Genomic DNA, 13,906 nt, shown 5'->3' with positions numbered 1-13,906 from the left:
TAGGCTCCTCGCGTGGCTCTCAAGAACATCCCGGACTCCGGCTTCGCGGACGACGACGGCACGGCCGCCCCCGAACTCGCCGCGGCGCTCGCCGCCTGGGCACGCGACCGGTCGGCCGAGCCGCGCGTGCTCGCCGCGCTCCGCGAGGCGCGGCTCCTCGTCCCGGTCGTCGCGGTGCTCGGCGAGGCCGAGGAGGACGACGGCAGCGGGCTGCGCAGGGAGAAGACCAGCGACATGGCCGTGCCCACGCTCACCGCGGGCGGCCGGCGCGCGCTGCCCGCCTTCACGTCCACCGCCGCGCTCGCCGCCTGGGACCCGTCGGCGCGGCCCGTCGCCGTGCCGCTGCACCAGGCGCTGCAGGCCGCGGCCCACGAGGGTGCCGACACGCTGGTGCTCGACCTGGCCGGCCCCGTGGCCTACCAGGTCACGGGCGGCGCGCTGCGTGCGCTCGCCGAAGGACGCGGCGACACCGACCCGCTGGCCGACCCGGCCGTCACCGGCGCCGTGCGGGACGTCGTCGCCGCAGAGCCCGCCGTCGTCCGCGCGTACCTGGGCCCCGGCAGCGCCGACGGCCTGCTGGCGCTGGTGCTCGACGGGGAGAGAGGCCCCGCGGCCCGCAGGGTCGCCGAGGCGCTCGCGGCCCACGAGACGCTGAGGGCACGCCTGGTGCACGGCCTCGACCTCGCGCTGCTGCCCGAGGGGGCCGCGCCCGCGGGCGAACCGCTGTACGCGCGCGGCTGACGCGCCGCGCCTGCCCCGTACTCGGGTTCGGCCGGGCGCGCTCGGCCGAACCCGGCCACGCGCCCTCAGCCGTAGACCGGGCCCGTGTACTTCTCGCCCGGGCCCTGCCCCGGCTGGTCCTTGACCACGGACGCCTCACGGAACGCCAGCTGCAGCGACTTCAGGCCGTCACGCAGCGGCGACGCGTGGAACGAGCTGATCTCGGTCGCGCTCGCGTCCAGCAGCCCGCCCAGCGCGTGGATCAGCTTGCGCGCCTCGTCGAGGTCCTTGTGCGCGTCGCCCTCCTCGGTGAGGCCGAGCTTCACGGCCGCGGCGCTCATCAGATTGACCGCGACGGTGACGATCACCTCGACGGCCGGCACCTCCGCGATGTCGCGGGTCAGGGCGTCGTAGTCGGGCTGCTGTGCGGCAGCCTGACCGGCTGCGGGCGTCGCGTCACTCATGCCCTCACCCTAATGGGCCCAGGCCCCGGCGCCGCCGGTTCGCCCGGCGGGCCGACGGGTGCTAACCTTGTGTGACGACCGGCCGGATGCGTACGCCTCCGGCCCACAAGTGGAGGCTCCGATCTCCCACCTGGCCGCCCTCACGGGTGGCGGGTCACCGGTCAGGTGGCGCCCATCGTTCCGTACGGATGATGGAGCCGCCCGACGCGCCCCGTGTGGATCACGGCGGTGCTCCGGTATCCCTTGGAGCTCCTGCCTGTGTCCGTCCCGGGGCATTTTCCATGTTCCGCCACGGTTGGTCAGGAAGAGAAATCGATGCGGCTGTCTGCCAGACAGCCGGTCAGTCCCAACCGAGGAGGATCCATCAGCGCCGAGCCCCGCATCAACGACCGGATTCGCGTTCCCGAAGTGCGACTCGTCGGTCCCAGCGGCGAGCAGGTCGGCATCGTGCCGCTTGCCAAGGCCCTGGAGCTCGCCCAGGAGTACGACCTCGACCTGGTCGAGGTCGCGGCGAACGCCCGTCCGCCCGTGTGCAAGCTCATGGACTACGGGAAGTTCAAGTACGAGTCGGCCATGAAGGCCCGTGAGGCGCGCAAGAACCAGGCGCACACGGTCATCAAGGAGATGAAGCTCCGGCCGAAGATCGACCCGCACGACTACGACACGAAAAAGGGTCACGTCGTCCGGTTCCTCAAGCAGGGCGACAAGGTCAAGATCACCATCATGTTCCGCGGTCGCGAGCAGTCCAGGCCCGAGCTGGGCTTCCGGCTGCTGCAGCGCCTCGCATCGGACGTCGAGGACCTCGGCTTCATCGAGTCCAACCCGAAGCAGGACGGCCGCAACATGATCATGGTGCTCGGGCCGCACAAGAAGAAGACCGAGGCCATGGCCGAGGCGCGGGAGGCCCAGGCCGCCCGCAAGGCCGTACGCCAGGGTGCCCAGGCGGACACCGGCGAGTCCGCGGCCCAGGCGGCCGAAGGACCGGCCGAGGCCTGAGCCGAGGGCGCTCCACCAGAACGCCTCCGGTTCCGGGCCCGCCCCGGGACCCCCATCGAAAGAACTGACGCTTCCGCGCGCCGGCGAGCCCGCCGGCCGGGAAGCGCCACTGACGAGGAGACAACGGCGCATGCCGAAGAACAAGACGCACAAGGGTGCCAGCAAGCGCTTCAAGGTCACCGGCTCAGGCAAGGTGCTCCGCGAGCGCGCCGGCAAGCGCCACCTGATGGAGCACAAGTCCTCGCGGGTGACGCGTCGTCTCAGCGGCAACGCCGAGATGGCCCCGGCGGACACCAAGAAGATCAAGAAGCTTCTCGGGCTGTGAGGTCCCGGGTCCCCGCATCACGGGGACCGCGACCTCGACCCACCGGGACCCACCACTTCCGGGTCGTGTGCACCGACCACGGCCCCGCTACAAGGAGTTGACACGTGGCACGCGTCAAGCGGGCAATCAACGCGCACAAGAAGCGCCGGGCGATCCTCGAGCAGGCCAGCGGCTACCGCGGCCAGCGGTCGCGCCTGTACCGCAAGGCGAAGGAGCAGGTCACCCACTCCCTCGTCTACAACTACAACGACCGCAAGAAGCGCAAGGGCGACTTCCGCCAGCTCTGGATCCAGCGCATCAACGCCGCGGCACGCGCCAACGGCATGACGTACAACCGCTTCATCCAGGGCCTGAAGGCCGCCAACGTCGAGGTGGACCGCAAGATCCTCGCCGAGCTCGCGGTCAACGACGCCGGTGCCTTCGCCGCGCTCGTCGAGGTCGCGCAGAAGGCGCTGCCGAGCGACGTGAACGCGCCGAAGGCCGCGGCCTGATCCGGCCGGAGCACAGGCTCACCGTACGGGACCCGCAGGCGTGCCGCCTGCGGGTTCTGTGCGTTCACCAGCGGTTTCGCCCGTGCGGACGGTGAAGGCCCGTGCGGACGGCGACGAAGAGAGGGACCCGCAGCCCATGGCCGCCCCCGAGCTGATCTCCCCGCGCTCCACGCGCGTCACGGCCGCGCGGCGGCTCGCCAAGCGGTCCTTCCGCGCCAAGGAGCGCAGGTTCCTCGCCGAGGGGCCGCAGGCCGTGCGCGAGGCGATCGCCCACGCGCCCGGATCCACGCCGACGCTGCTCGAACTGTTCGCCACCGCGGAGGCGGCCGAGCGGCACGCGGACCTGGTGGCCGCGGCCCGCGCCGGCGGCACGCTGATCCACCATGCGCCGGACGCCGTCGTCGCCGACCTCGCGGACACCGTCACCCCGCAGGGGCTGCTCGGCGTGTGCCGCTTCCTCGACACACGGTTCGAGGACATCGTCGCGGCCCGGCCGCGCCTGGTGGCCGTGCTCGCGCACGTACGCGACCCCGGCAACGCGGGCACGGTGCTGCGCTGCGCGGACGCGGCGGGCGCCGACGCCGTCGTGCTGACCGACGCGTCCGTCGACGCCTACAACCCGAAGGCCGTACGCGCCTCCGCGGGCTCCCTCTTCCACCTGCCGGTCGCCGTCGGCGTCCCCGTCGAACACGCGGTTGCGGGCCTCGCGGCAGCGGGCGTACGCGTCCTGGCCGCCGACGGCGCGGGCAGCGCCGACCTGGACGACGAACTGGACGCGGGCACCATGAGCGCCCCCACGGCCTGGGTCTTCGGCAACGAGGCGTGGGGGCTGCCCGAGGAGACGCGCGCCCTCGCCGACGCGGTCGTGCGCGTCCCCATCCACGGCAAGGCGGAGAGCCTCAACCTCGCCACCGCGGCGGCGGTCTGCCTCTACGCGTCGTCCCGCGCCCAGCGCCGGGGCGCTCGCCGTAACCGCTCCTGAGCACACCGCCGGAACCCCTCCGACCGGAACCCCGCGGCTAGTAGTCTTGCGCCCTCGGCGCCCACCGCGCTGGGAGAAGGGGCACACGGGGATGACGGCCGGCACGCGCAGCGGGGTGGATCCCGACGACCTGCCCGACGGACTGGTCGTCGCCGACGAGGGCGGCCGGGTCGTCGCCTTCAACACGGCGGCCGCCCGCATCACCGGCGTGCGCGCGTCCACCGCGCTCGGCAGGCCGCTCGAGACGGCGCTGCCGCTCGAAGACCTCAAGGGGCGCCGCTGGTGGGCGCTGACCGACCCGTACGGCGGGCTCGCGATCCGTGCGGGACAGCCGGAGCGCAACCTGCTGCTGCCGTCGGGCCACGAGGTGCTGGTCTCCGCGCGCTACGTGCGCACCCGGCCCACCGGACCCGTCAGCAGGGTCGTCGTCTGCGTACGCGGCACCGAGGCGCGGCGGCGCACCGAGCTGAGCCACGCCGAGCTGATCGCGACCGTCGCGCACGAACTGCGCTCCCCGCTCACCTCCGTCAAAGGGTTCACGGCGACGCTGCTCGCCAAGTGGGAGCGGTTCACCGACGACCAGAAACGGCTGATGCTGGAGACCGTCGACGCGGACGCCGACCGCGTCACGCGGCTGATCGCCGAGCTGCTCGACATCTCGCGTATCGACTCGGGCCGCCTCGAGGTGCGCCGCCAGCCGGTCGACGTGGCGGCGGCCGTGTGGCGCCACGTCCAGGCGCACACGGCGGCCGGGCAGCCGCCCGACCGGTTCCTCGTGCGCGTCCAGCAGCCGCTGCCCGACCTGTGGGCCGACCCCGACAAGGTCGACCAGGTGCTCGGCAACCTGCTGGAAAACGCGGTGCGCCACGGTGAGGGAACTGTCACGATCGAGGTGGCGCCCGCCGAGGCCACGGCCACGGCCGCGGGCGACGGCGCCGAGCCCAGCGAAGGCAGGAACACGGAGAAGGGAACGGCGGTCACCGTGCGCGACGAAGGCCCCGGCATCCCCGAGGAGTCGATGGGCCGCGTCTTCACCCGCTTCTGGCGCGGCAGCAAGCGCGGCGGCACGGGGCTCGGCCTCTACATCGTCAAGGGCATCGTCGAGGCCCACGGTGGGACGATCACGGTCGGCAGGGGGCCGAGCGGCGGCGCCGAGTTCCGATTTACGTTGCCCGTGGGCGCGCCGGCCTTCATGGCCTGAGCGGACCGCGGGCTCTGCCACCTTCACCGGACCTTTAGACTCGACCCCTGGCGCGCGTGCGCGCCCTCATTGCGATCGGGAGCGATCGAGCGGTCGGGCATGGTCGTTTCGCCAGCCAATCGGAAGCACGGGAAGAGATGTCGGCACCCAACAAGTCGTACGACCCAGTCGAGGTCGAGGCACTGAAACCGGAAGTCGTCGAGCGGATGCGGGACGAGGCGATCGCCGCCTTCGCCGCCGCGGGCGACCTCGAAGCGCTCGCCCACGCGAAGACGGCCCACACCTCGGGCACCTCGCCGCTCGCCCTCGCCAACCGGGAGATCGGCGCCCTGCCGCCGCAGGCCAAGGCCGACGCGGGCAAGCGCGTCGGCCAGGCGCGCGGCGCCGTGAACAAGGCGCTCGCCGCCCGCCAGGCCGAGCTGGAGGCCGAGCGCGACGCGCGCGTCCTCGTCGAGGAGGCCGTCGACGTCACGCTGCCCTACGACCGCACGCCCGCCGGCGCACGCCACCCGCTGACCACGTTCATGGAGCGGGTCGCCGACGTGTTCGTGGCGATGGGCTACGAGGTCGCGGAGGGCCCCGAGGTCGAGGCCGAGTGGTTCAACTTCGACGCGCTGAACTTCCTGCCCGACCACCCCGCGCGCCAGATGCAGGACACCTTCTTCGTCCAGGCCCCGGAGGGCGCCGAGGGGACCGGTCCCGGCGCCACGGACGGCGCCGAGTCCGGCGTCGTACTGCGCACCCACACCTCCCCGGTGCAGGCCCGCACGCTGCTCGAACGCGAACCCCCCGTGTACATCGTGTGCCCTGGCCGGGTCTACCGCACCGACGAGCTCGACGCCACGCACACGCCGGTCTTCCACCAGATCGAGCTGCTCGCCGTGGACGAGGGCCTCACCATGGCGGACCTCAAGGGCACCCTCGACCACATGGTCCAGGCGCTGTTCGGAGCCGACCTGAGGACCAGGCTGCGGCCGCACTACTTCCCGTTCACCGAGCCGTCGGCCGAGATGGACATGGTCTGCTACGTGTGCCGCGGCGCGTCCGTCGGCAACCCGGACCGCCCGTGCCGCACCTGCGGCAGCGAGGGCTGGATCGAGCTGGGCGGCTGCGGCATGGTCCACCCCCACGTGCTGACCGCGTGCGGCGTCGACCCGCAGAAGTACAGCGGGTTCGCCTTCGGCTTCGGCATCGAGCGGATGCTCATGTTCCGCCACAACATCGAAGACATGCGAGACATGGTCGAGGGTGACGTCCGGTTCACCCGGCCCTTCGGGATGGAGATCTGATGCGGGTCCCGCTTTCCTGGCTGCGGGAGTACGTCGAGCTGCCGGCGACGCAGACCGGCCGCGACGTGCAGGCCAGACTTGTGTCCGCGGGCCTCGAGGTCGAGACCGTCGAACAGCTCGGCGCCGGGCTCAAGGGCCCCCTCGTCGTCGGTCAGGTGCGCACCATCGAGGAGCTGGAGGGCTTCAAGAAGCCCATCCGCTTCTGCACCGTCGACGTGGGCATGGCCAATAAGACGGGGGAGCCGCAGGAGATCGTCTGCGGCGCCCGCAACTTCGCCGTCGGCGACAAGGTCGTCGTGGTCCTGCCGGGCGCCGAGCTGCCCGGCGGCTTCGCGATCTCCGCGCGCAAGACCTACGGCAGGGTCTCGCACGGCATGATCTGCTCAAGCGACGAGCTGGGCATGGGCGATGACGGTACGAAGGGCATCATCGTCCTGCCGCCCGAGCACGAGGTCGGCACCGACGCCATCGAGCTGCTCGAACTCGTCGACGAGGTCCTGGACATCGCCGTCACGCCGGACCGCGGCTACTGCCTGTCGATGCGCGGCATCGCCCGCGAGACGGCCATCGCCTACGGGCTGCCGCTGCGCGACCCCGCGCTGCTCGACGTCCCCGCGCCCAACTCGCACGGGTACCCGGCGCAGGTCTCCGACCCGATCGGCTGCGACCGGATCACCCTGCGCACGGTCACCGGCGTGCAGCCTGAGGCGCGCTCCCCGCTCTGGCTCACCCGCCGCCTGCAGAAGGCCGGCATGCGGCCGGTCTCCCTTGCCGTCGACATCACCAACTACGTGATGCTCGAACTCGGGCAGCCGCTGCACGCGTACGACAGGACCCGCCTCAGCGGCCCCGTCGGCGTGCGCCGCGCCGAGATGGGCGAGAAGCTCACCACCCTCGACGACGTCCAGCGGGTCCTCGACGCGCAGGACCTGGTCATCACCGACGAGCGCGGCCCCATCGGCCTCGCCGGCGTGATGGGCGGCGCGCACACCGAGATCGCCGACACGGTGACCGACGCGGAGACCGGCGAGGTCACCGGCACCACCGAGGTCGTCATCGAGGCCGCGCACTTCGACCCGCTGTCCATCGCCCGCACGGCGCGCCGCCACAAGCTGGCCTCCGAGGCGTCCCGGCGCTTCGAGCGCGCGGTCGACCCGCTCGCGGGCCCGGCGGCGGCGCAGCGCACCGTCGACCTGCTGGTGCTGCTCGCGGGCGCGTCCGCCGAGGCAGGCGTCACCGAGATCATCGCGCCGTCCGCGCCGCACACCATCGCCATGCCGGCCGACCACTGCGACCGCGTCGCGGGCGTCAGGTACGGCAGGGAGACGGTCGTGCGCCGCCTCCAGCAGATCGGCTGCGACGTCTACGGGCAGGACGAGCTGATCGTCACCGTGCCGTCCTGGCGGTCGGACCTGTGCGAGCCCAACGACCTCGCGGAGGAGGTCATCAGGCTGGAGGGCTACGAGAACCTGCCCTCCACGCTGCCCACGCCCCCCTCGGGCCGCGGCCTGACCGAGCGGCAGCGGCTGCACCGCAGGGTCGGGCGCGCGCTCGCCGGCGCCGGCTACGTCGAGGCGCTCGACAACCCGTTCATGGGCCAGGCCGTGCTCGACCGGCTCGGCGTGGCGGCGGGCGACGCGCGCCGCCGCACGGTGACGCTCGTCAACCCGCTCTCCGACGAGGAGCCCGAGCTGCGCACCACGCTGCTGCCCGGTCTGCTCGGCGCGCTGCGCCGCAACCACGGCCGCGGCTCGCACGACCTGGCGCTGTTCGAGACGGGGCTCGTCTTCCAGCCCACAGGCACGGAGAGCGTGCCCGAACGGCTGCCCGTCGACCACCGGCCGACGGACGAGCAACTCGCCACGCTGGACGACGCGTTGCCGCACCAGCCGCGCCACGTGGCCGTCGTGCTCGCGGGCGGCCGCGAGCAGGCCGGCTGGTGGGGCGGCGGCCGCGCAGCCCAGTGGGCCGACGCCGTCGAGGCCGCGCGGACAGTGGCCAGGGAAGCCGGTGTCGAACTCACCGTGCGGGCCGAGCAGTACGAGCCGTGGCACCCGGGCCGGTGCGCGGCCCTGTACGCGGCCGTCGGCGGCCGGGAGACCCTCGTCGGCCACGCGGGCGAGCTGCACCCGCGCGCCGTGCAGGCGCTCGGGCTGCCGGAGCGCACCTGCGCGGCCGAGGTGGACCTCGACCTCGTCGAGCGGGCCGGCGACGGCGTCGCGCGGGCACCGCGCATCTCGACCTTCCCGGTCGCCACGCAGGACGTCGCGCTGATCGTCGAGCGCGACGTACCGGCGGCGGACGTGGAGCGCGCGCTGCGCGAGGGCGCGGGCCCGCTGCTCGAGTCCATCCGGCTGTTCGACGTGTTCGAGGGCGAGCAGATCGGCACGGGCCACAAGTCGCTCGCGTACGCGCTGCGCTTCCGCGCGCCCGACCGCACGCTGACGGTCGAGGAGGCCACGGCGGCGCGCGACGCGGCGGTGGCGCTCGCCGCCGACCGCGCGGGCGCGGTGCTGCGCGGGGCATGAGGGCACGCGTACTCCGGTACGCCTGAACGCGCGAGGGGCGCCCGACGGACCGGTTCCGTCAGGCGCCCCTCGCGCGTTGTTCCGGTGCGGCCGTAACCCCTCGCGGCCGGCGCCGCCCGCCCTGCCGCGGAGCGTCGGGCAGGCCGGCAGGGCGGACGACGCGGGGTACGGGCCGCCCACTGTACGAGGGGGAGCCGGCGGCCCGGCCGCCTCTTGCGAGGACGTTCAGTCAACCGCGGGCTCGCGCGCCGGGGCAGGGCGCGCACCTTTCGGTTACGGACTCGGCGTTCACACCCCGTGCGCGCGCGTGTTCACTACGCTGAACCGGCCGAGCCACCGGAGGGGACATGCAGCCGAACACCCTGCTTGACGCCCTGCTCGCGGAGGCGGGCGTCTCCCACGCGGGCCTGGCCCTCCGGGTCAACCAGGCGGGCCAGGCCGCGGGAGCCGGCCTTCGCTACGACCACACGGCCGTCTCGCGCTGGCTGCGCGGCCAGCGGCCGCGCGGCCGGGTGCCCGACCTGATCTGCGAGATCCTCGGCGACCGGCTCGGCCGTCCTGTGACGCTCGACGAGGCGGGATTCGGCGTCCCGGGCGGCCACGCCGCCCCCGGCGCGACACCGCTCGCCGGGTTCGTCGAGCGCGCCACCGCGCTGTGGCGCGGCGACGAGCAGCACGGGGCGCGGGCCGTCGAGGTGCCCGCGATGCGGGGGACACCGGCGGTGATGCCCGTATGGGAGTGGGAGAACCCGCCGGACGACGCGGACGTGTCGCGCGACGGCGTGGCCAGGGTGCGTCCTTCCGACATCGAGACGCTGCGCTCCGCGCGTGCGCACTACGAGCACATGTACCGGCGGGCCGGGGGAGTGGCCACGCGGGCGCGCGTCGTGCGCTTCCTCGGCGTGCAGACGGCCCCGCTGCTGCGCGGCAGCTACGGCGACGGGCTCGGCAGGCAGCTGCACCGGGCCACGGGCGCGCTCGTCGCCGTCGCGGGCATCTGCGCGTACGACTCCGACGCGCAGGGCCTCGCGCAGCGCTACTTCCACCAGGCCCTGCGCCTCGCCAAGGCAAGCGGGGACCGCGCGCTGGGCGCGTACGTCATCGCCCTGCTCGTCAACCAGTCGCTGTTCCTGCGCGAGTCCAGGCAGGCGGTCTCCTTCGCCGAGGCGGCGCTGCGCACGGCGGGCGGCGGCATCAGCCCCGCGCTCGCCACGGACCTGTACGCGATGCAGGCCAAGGCGTACGCGCAACTCGGCGACAGCGCCTCCGCGCGCGAGCGCATCCGGTGCGCCGAGCGGGAGGCCGAGCGCATCAGACCAGGGCAGGAACCCGACGAGACCGGCTACGTGCAGCCCGGCCTGCTCAACGTCCAGGTGGCGGAGGCGCTGCTGGGCCTCGGCGACCTGCCGGCCGCGCGGGCGCACGCGGCGCTGGCCGTGCGCTCCCCGGCGCACGACCGGGGCAAGGTGCACCGGCTGGCGATCCTCAGCACGGTCGAACTCTGCCAGGGCGAGCCCGACAGGGCGGCCAGGACGGCCGCCGAAATGGCCGAGCGGGCCCGGGGAATGGAGTCGCAGCGGCTGCGTGACCGGCTCCGCGGCGTACGCGACGAGCTCACGGCAAGCGGCTCCACCGACGCGCGCGCGGCGGCGGGCCTCATCGACACCGCGCTCCGGGTGCCCCTTTGATCAGGGTGTCAGCACGATCCTGCCGAAGACCTCGCCCGCGTCCATTCTCCGATGTGCCCGACCGGCTTCCTCCAGGGGCAGCACATCGTGCACCACCGTTTCGATCTCCCCGGCGGCGGCTGCCGCGAACTGCTCGCCCCGAACGGCCCGCCGGTCGGACGGCGCCACGGTGGCCGCGCTGAAGGTCGCGAAGGACATCGACTTCTGGAACGCCGCCATCATCCTCGTGCCGAAGTCGGCGGGCGGCCGGCCCGCGACAGCACCCACGGCCACGATGCGGCCGTTCGGGTTGAGCCGGTCGAAGAAGGACGGCATGTCGTCGCCGGCCACCACGTCGACGATGACGTCAAAGCCGGCGGGGGCCTCCTCGCCTCCGCCCCCGGCGCGATCAAGCACGTGCGTGGCACCGAGGCGGCGCAAACGTGCGCCGCGCCCGGCCGAGGAGGTCGTGACCGCGACAGCGGCGGCGCCGCCGCGGGCGGCGAGCTGCACCGCCATGATGCCGATGCTGCCGGCCGCGCCACGCACCAGGACCGTCTCGCCGGGCGCGAAGTGGGCGTGGCGCAGCCCGAAGTGGGCCACCACGCCTGCGCTGCCGAGAGTCACGGCGTCGACGGAGGGCAGGCGTGGTGGCAGGAGCACGACCTCCTCCACCGGTACGACAGCCTGCTCCACATAGCCGCCACCGGTGCCGGTGAACCCCCACACACGCCGGCCGATCCACGACGCGTCGACGCCGTCGCCGACAGCCGTCACGGTCCCCGCGACCTCGCTGCCGGGAATGAAGCCCGGCTTGAAGCCGTAGGAGGCCAGAGCCCCACTGCGGATCACCGTGTCGACGCCGCCGACGCCGATCGCCTCGGTGGCGATCAGCACCTGCCCGGCAGCAGGGGCGGGCGCCGGCAGGTCGACGACAGCGAGCCCCTCGGGGGCTCCGTACGTCCGGATCGTGATCGCTTTCAATGCCGTCTCCACGTTCTTGAACAGGCCGTCCGCGATGGGGCCCTGTTCTCGCGACCGTAACGGACGCCCCCGTCCGTTTGGCTAAAGTGAGAGCATGAGCGAGCGTTTGCCTCACGCCCCGCGTCCCGAGCGTTCCGACGCGGTGAACAACCGCGCACACATCCTCGAAGCGGCCCGGGCGCTGTTCTCGACCGAGGGCCTCGACGTGCCGATGCGGGAGATCGCCCGCCACGCCGGGGTGGGGCCCGCCACCGTGTACCGTCACTTCCCGGACAAGCAGACGCTGGTCGCCGAGGCCTTCGCGGACAAGCTGAGCGCATGCCGCGCCATCGTCGACGAGGGATGCGCCGACCCCGACCCGTGGCGCGGCCTGTGCCTCGTGATCGAGAAGATCTGCGAACTGCACGCACGCGACCGCGGCTTCACCGAAGCATTCCTGTCGTCCTTCCCCGGTGTGCAGGACATCGCCGCGGGCCGCGCGTACACGCTGAACGCGGTCGCGGGGCTGGCTCAGCGGGCCAAGGACGCGGGTCATCTGCGGCCCGACTTCGTGCTGGACGACCTGATCCTCGTACTCATGGCCAACAAGGGGCTACGTGCGACGTCGACGACCACCCGGGTGGCGGCCTCCCGGCGCTTCGCCGGCTTCGTGATCCGCGCGTTCGCGACCTGACCTGCGCCTGTCACGCGGCACCAAGTCGCGGGACAGTGTCACCGGCCCTCAGGAAAGATGGCAGAAACGTGCAGTGGACGAAACTGAGCGAAAGAAATGTGTATGGAAACCGCTGGTTTCAGGTCAATCTGGCGGACGTCCGCCTCCCGGACGGACGCCACCTCGACCACTTCCTGATCCGGCAGCGCCCGGTGTCGGTGGCGACCGCCGTCAATGAGGACGACGAGGTGCTGATGATCTGGCGCCACCGCTTCATCACCGGCAGCTGGGGCTGGGAGCTGGCCGCGGGCGTCGTCGAGGACGGTGAGACCCCCGAGGCGGCCGCCGCACGGGAGATGGAGGAGGAGACCGGCTGGCGGCCGGGCGCGCTGCGCCACCTGCTGACCGTCGAACCCTCCAACGGACTTTCCGACGCCCGCCACCACCTGTTCTTCTCGGACCGCGCGATCCATGTCGGCGACCCCCAGGACGCCTTCGAGTCGTCCCGCCGCGCGTGGGTGCCGCTGGCGCGCGTGCCCGCACTGATCGCGGAGGGCCGCGTTCCGGCGGCGAACATGGCGGCGGGGCTGCTGATGCTGCACCACTTACGGTGCAGGTGAGCGGCGCCGACCGCCGTGTCGGCGATGCCGGCCTCATCGACGGCCGTCGTCCGTGCCACGGACGACGGCCGTCTTCCAAGTCCTCGGGGCGGAGCCGGAGATGCCGGGTATTGCCCGGTCAGGAGTACGTGTAGAACCCGACGTTCGTCTTGCGCCCCAGGCGGCCCGCGTCGACCATGCGCTGGAGCAGCGGGGGAGCGGCGTACAGGGGCTCCTTGAACTCCGCGTACATCGAATCCGCCACCGACGCGACGGTGTCGAGGCCGATGAGGTCGGAGAGTTTCAGCGGGCCCATCGGATGGGCGCAGCCCATCTCCATGCCGTTGTCGATGTCCTCGCGACTCGCGATGCCGGACTCGAACATCCGGATCGCCGACAGGAGGTAGGGGATCAGCAGCGCGTTGACCACGAACCCCGAGCGGTCCTGGGCCCGGATCGCGTGCTTGCCGAAGATGCCGCCGACCATGGCCTCGGCGCGCTTGAGCGTCTCCTCCGACGTCGTCAGCGCGGGGATCAGCTCGACCAGCTTCTGCACCGGCGCCGGGTTGAAGAAGTGGATGCCGATCACCTGGTCGGGGCGCGAGGTCGCGACGGCGAGCCGTACCAGCGGGATCGACGACGTGTTCGACGCGAGGATCGCGTCCTGGCGCGTCACCACCTGGTCGAGCACCCGGAAGATCTCCGTCTTGACCTGCTCGTTCTCCACGACCGCCTCGACCACGAGGTCGCGGTCCGCGAACTCGCCGAGGTCTGTCGTGTACGTGAGCCGGTCGAACGCCGCGTCCCGCTGCTCCTGCGTGATCTTGCCGCGCAGGGCCGCCTTCGTGAGGGACGAGACGATCCGGGTCCTGCCGATCTCCAGGGCCTCGCCCGTGGTCTCGGCGACCATCACCTCAAGGCCGCTGCGCGCGGCCACCTCGGCGATGCCCGCTCCCATCTGGCCGCAGCCCACCACTCCCACACGGGTGATGTCGGTCATGCTGTCGG

14 protein-coding genes are annotated in these 13,906 nt (G+C 72.8%); 11 read left to right on the top strand and 3 right to left on the bottom strand.

Annotation, left to right across the window (positions count from 1 at the left end; all coding sequences use genetic code 11):
* Positions 1-12 precede the first annotated feature (12 nt).
* On the top strand, positions 13-741 hold the full coding sequence (locus IH48_RS0122450; protein ID WP_030907513.1) for an SseB family protein: 729 nt from the start codon (positions 13-15) through the stop codon (positions 739-741).
* A gap of 65 nt (positions 742-806) precedes the next feature.
* Here IH48_RS0122450 and IH48_RS0122445 read toward each other — a convergent pair whose 3' ends face one another.
* The gene (locus IH48_RS0122445; RefSeq protein WP_030907511.1) at positions 807-1,184 is read right to left on the bottom strand and encodes a DUF1844 domain-containing protein; all 378 of its coding nucleotides are present in this window, start codon (positions 1,182-1,184) and stop codon (positions 807-809) included.
* Between the two features lie 315 nt (positions 1,185-1,499).
* On the opposite strand from IH48_RS0122445, the gene infC reads away from it, so the two are divergent.
* From infC to IH48_RS0122400, 8 genes are all read left to right on the top strand, one after another.
* The gene (gene infC / locus IH48_RS0122440; RefSeq protein WP_078849944.1) at positions 1,500-2,180 is read left to right on the top strand and encodes a translation initiation factor IF-3; all 681 of its coding nucleotides are present in this window, start codon (positions 1,500-1,502) and stop codon (positions 2,178-2,180) included.
* Positions 2,181-2,310: 130 nt separating this feature from the next.
* Positions 2,311-2,505 carry a 50S ribosomal protein L35 gene (gene rpmI, locus IH48_RS0122435; RefSeq protein WP_030907504.1) on the top strand — a complete coding sequence of 65 codons (195 nt, stop codon included), beginning with the start codon at positions 2,311-2,313 and terminating at the stop codon, positions 2,503-2,505.
* Positions 2,506-2,609: 104 nt separating this feature from the next.
* The gene (gene rplT / locus IH48_RS0122430) at positions 2,610-2,996 is read left to right on the top strand and encodes a 50S ribosomal protein L20 (RefSeq protein ID WP_030907501.1); all 387 of its coding nucleotides are present in this window, start codon (positions 2,610-2,612) and stop codon (positions 2,994-2,996) included.
* A gap of 136 nt (positions 2,997-3,132) precedes the next feature.
* Complete coding sequence (locus IH48_RS0122425; RefSeq protein ID WP_030907498.1) at positions 3,133-3,978, top strand: TrmH family RNA methyltransferase; 846 nt, start codon at positions 3,133-3,135, stop codon at positions 3,976-3,978.
* A gap of 91 nt (positions 3,979-4,069) precedes the next feature.
* Complete coding sequence (locus IH48_RS0122420; RefSeq protein ID WP_030907495.1) at positions 4,070-5,179, top strand: sensor histidine kinase; 1,110 nt, start codon at positions 4,070-4,072, stop codon at positions 5,177-5,179.
* A gap of 137 nt (positions 5,180-5,316) precedes the next feature.
* A complete protein-coding gene (pheS, locus tag IH48_RS0122415; RefSeq protein WP_030907492.1) occupies positions 5,317-6,468 on the top strand; it encodes a phenylalanine--tRNA ligase subunit alpha in 1,152 nt (383 codons plus the stop codon).
* The gene (gene pheT / locus IH48_RS0122410; protein ID WP_030907489.1) at positions 6,468-8,996 is read left to right on the top strand and encodes a phenylalanine--tRNA ligase subunit beta; all 2,529 of its coding nucleotides are present in this window, start codon (positions 6,468-6,470) and stop codon (positions 8,994-8,996) included. The genes pheS and pheT overlap by 1 nt, the downstream gene beginning before the upstream one ends.
* Positions 8,997-9,343: 347 nt before the next feature.
* The gene (locus tag IH48_RS0122400; protein WP_030907486.1) at positions 9,344-10,684 is read left to right on the top strand and encodes a hypothetical protein; all 1,341 of its coding nucleotides are present in this window, start codon (positions 9,344-9,346) and stop codon (positions 10,682-10,684) included.
* On the opposite strand, the gene IH48_RS0122395 is transcribed toward IH48_RS0122400, so the two are convergent.
* Entirely contained in the window at positions 10,685-11,647 is a 963-nt protein-coding gene (locus IH48_RS0122395) for a zinc-binding dehydrogenase (RefSeq protein ID WP_030907484.1), read from the bottom strand. It abuts the gene before it with no gap.
* A gap of 94 nt (positions 11,648-11,741) precedes the next feature.
* Between IH48_RS0122395 and IH48_RS0122390 the strand changes: the two genes are divergently transcribed.
* Together IH48_RS0122390 and IH48_RS0122385 are read left to right on the top strand one after the other, a co-directional pair.
* On the top strand, positions 11,742-12,320 hold the full coding sequence (locus IH48_RS0122390; RefSeq protein ID WP_030907481.1) for a TetR/AcrR family transcriptional regulator: 579 nt from the start codon (positions 11,742-11,744) through the stop codon (positions 12,318-12,320).
* 68 nt (positions 12,321-12,388) lie between these two features.
* Positions 12,389-12,919: an NUDIX hydrolase gene (locus IH48_RS0122385; protein WP_078849943.1), complete on the top strand. Its 531-nt coding sequence runs from the start codon at positions 12,389-12,391 to the stop codon at positions 12,917-12,919.
* 118 nt (positions 12,920-13,037) lie between these two features.
* Here IH48_RS0122385 and IH48_RS0122380 read toward each other — a convergent pair whose 3' ends face one another.
* Positions 13,038-13,898, bottom strand: a complete 861-nt coding sequence (locus tag IH48_RS0122380; RefSeq protein ID WP_030907476.1) for a 3-hydroxybutyryl-CoA dehydrogenase — start codon at positions 13,896-13,898, stop codon at positions 13,038-13,040.
* Positions 13,899-13,906: the final 8 nt, after the last annotated feature.

The sequence above is a fragment of the Streptomyces sp. NRRL F-5126 genome, from assembly GCF_000721265.1.
GTDB lineage: Bacteria > Actinomycetota > Actinomycetes > Streptomycetales > Streptomycetaceae > Streptomyces.
Note: the sequence above shows the minus strand (reverse complement) of the source record. Positions and strands in the feature narration are given on the sequence as shown.

Excerpts from the sequence above, each read along its gene's own strand:
- IH48_RS0122400 (WP_030907486.1), top strand. The coding sequence starts at position 9,344 with ATGCAGCCGAACACCCTGCTTGACGCCCTGCTCGCGGAGGCGGGCGTC.
- pheS (WP_030907492.1), top strand. The coding sequence starts at position 5,317 with ATGTCGGCACCCAACAAGTCGTACGACCCAGTCGAGGTCGAGGCACTG.
- IH48_RS0122390 (WP_030907481.1), top strand. The coding sequence starts at position 11,742 with ATGAGCGAGCGTTTGCCTCACGCCCCGCGTCCCGAGCGTTCCGACGCG.
- rpmI (WP_030907504.1), top strand. The coding sequence starts at position 2,311 with ATGCCGAAGAACAAGACGCACAAGGGTGCCAGCAAGCGCTTCAAGGTC.
- IH48_RS0122420 (WP_030907495.1), top strand. The coding sequence starts at position 4,070 with ATGACGGCCGGCACGCGCAGCGGGGTGGATCCCGACGACCTGCCCGAC.
- pheT (WP_030907489.1), top strand. The coding sequence starts at position 6,468 with ATGCGGGTCCCGCTTTCCTGGCTGCGGGAGTACGTCGAGCTGCCGGCG.
- IH48_RS0122425 (WP_030907498.1), top strand. The coding sequence starts at position 3,133 with ATGGCCGCCCCCGAGCTGATCTCCCCGCGCTCCACGCGCGTCACGGCC.
- IH48_RS0122445 (WP_030907511.1), bottom strand. The coding sequence starts at position 1,184 with ATGAGTGACGCGACGCCCGCAGCCGGTCAGGCTGCCGCACAGCAGCCC.
- infC (WP_078849944.1), top strand. The coding sequence starts at position 1,500 with ATGCGGCTGTCTGCCAGACAGCCGGTCAGTCCCAACCGAGGAGGATCC.
- IH48_RS0122380 (WP_030907476.1), bottom strand. The coding sequence starts at position 13,898 with ATGACCGACATCACCCGTGTGGGAGTGGTGGGCTGCGGCCAGATGGGA.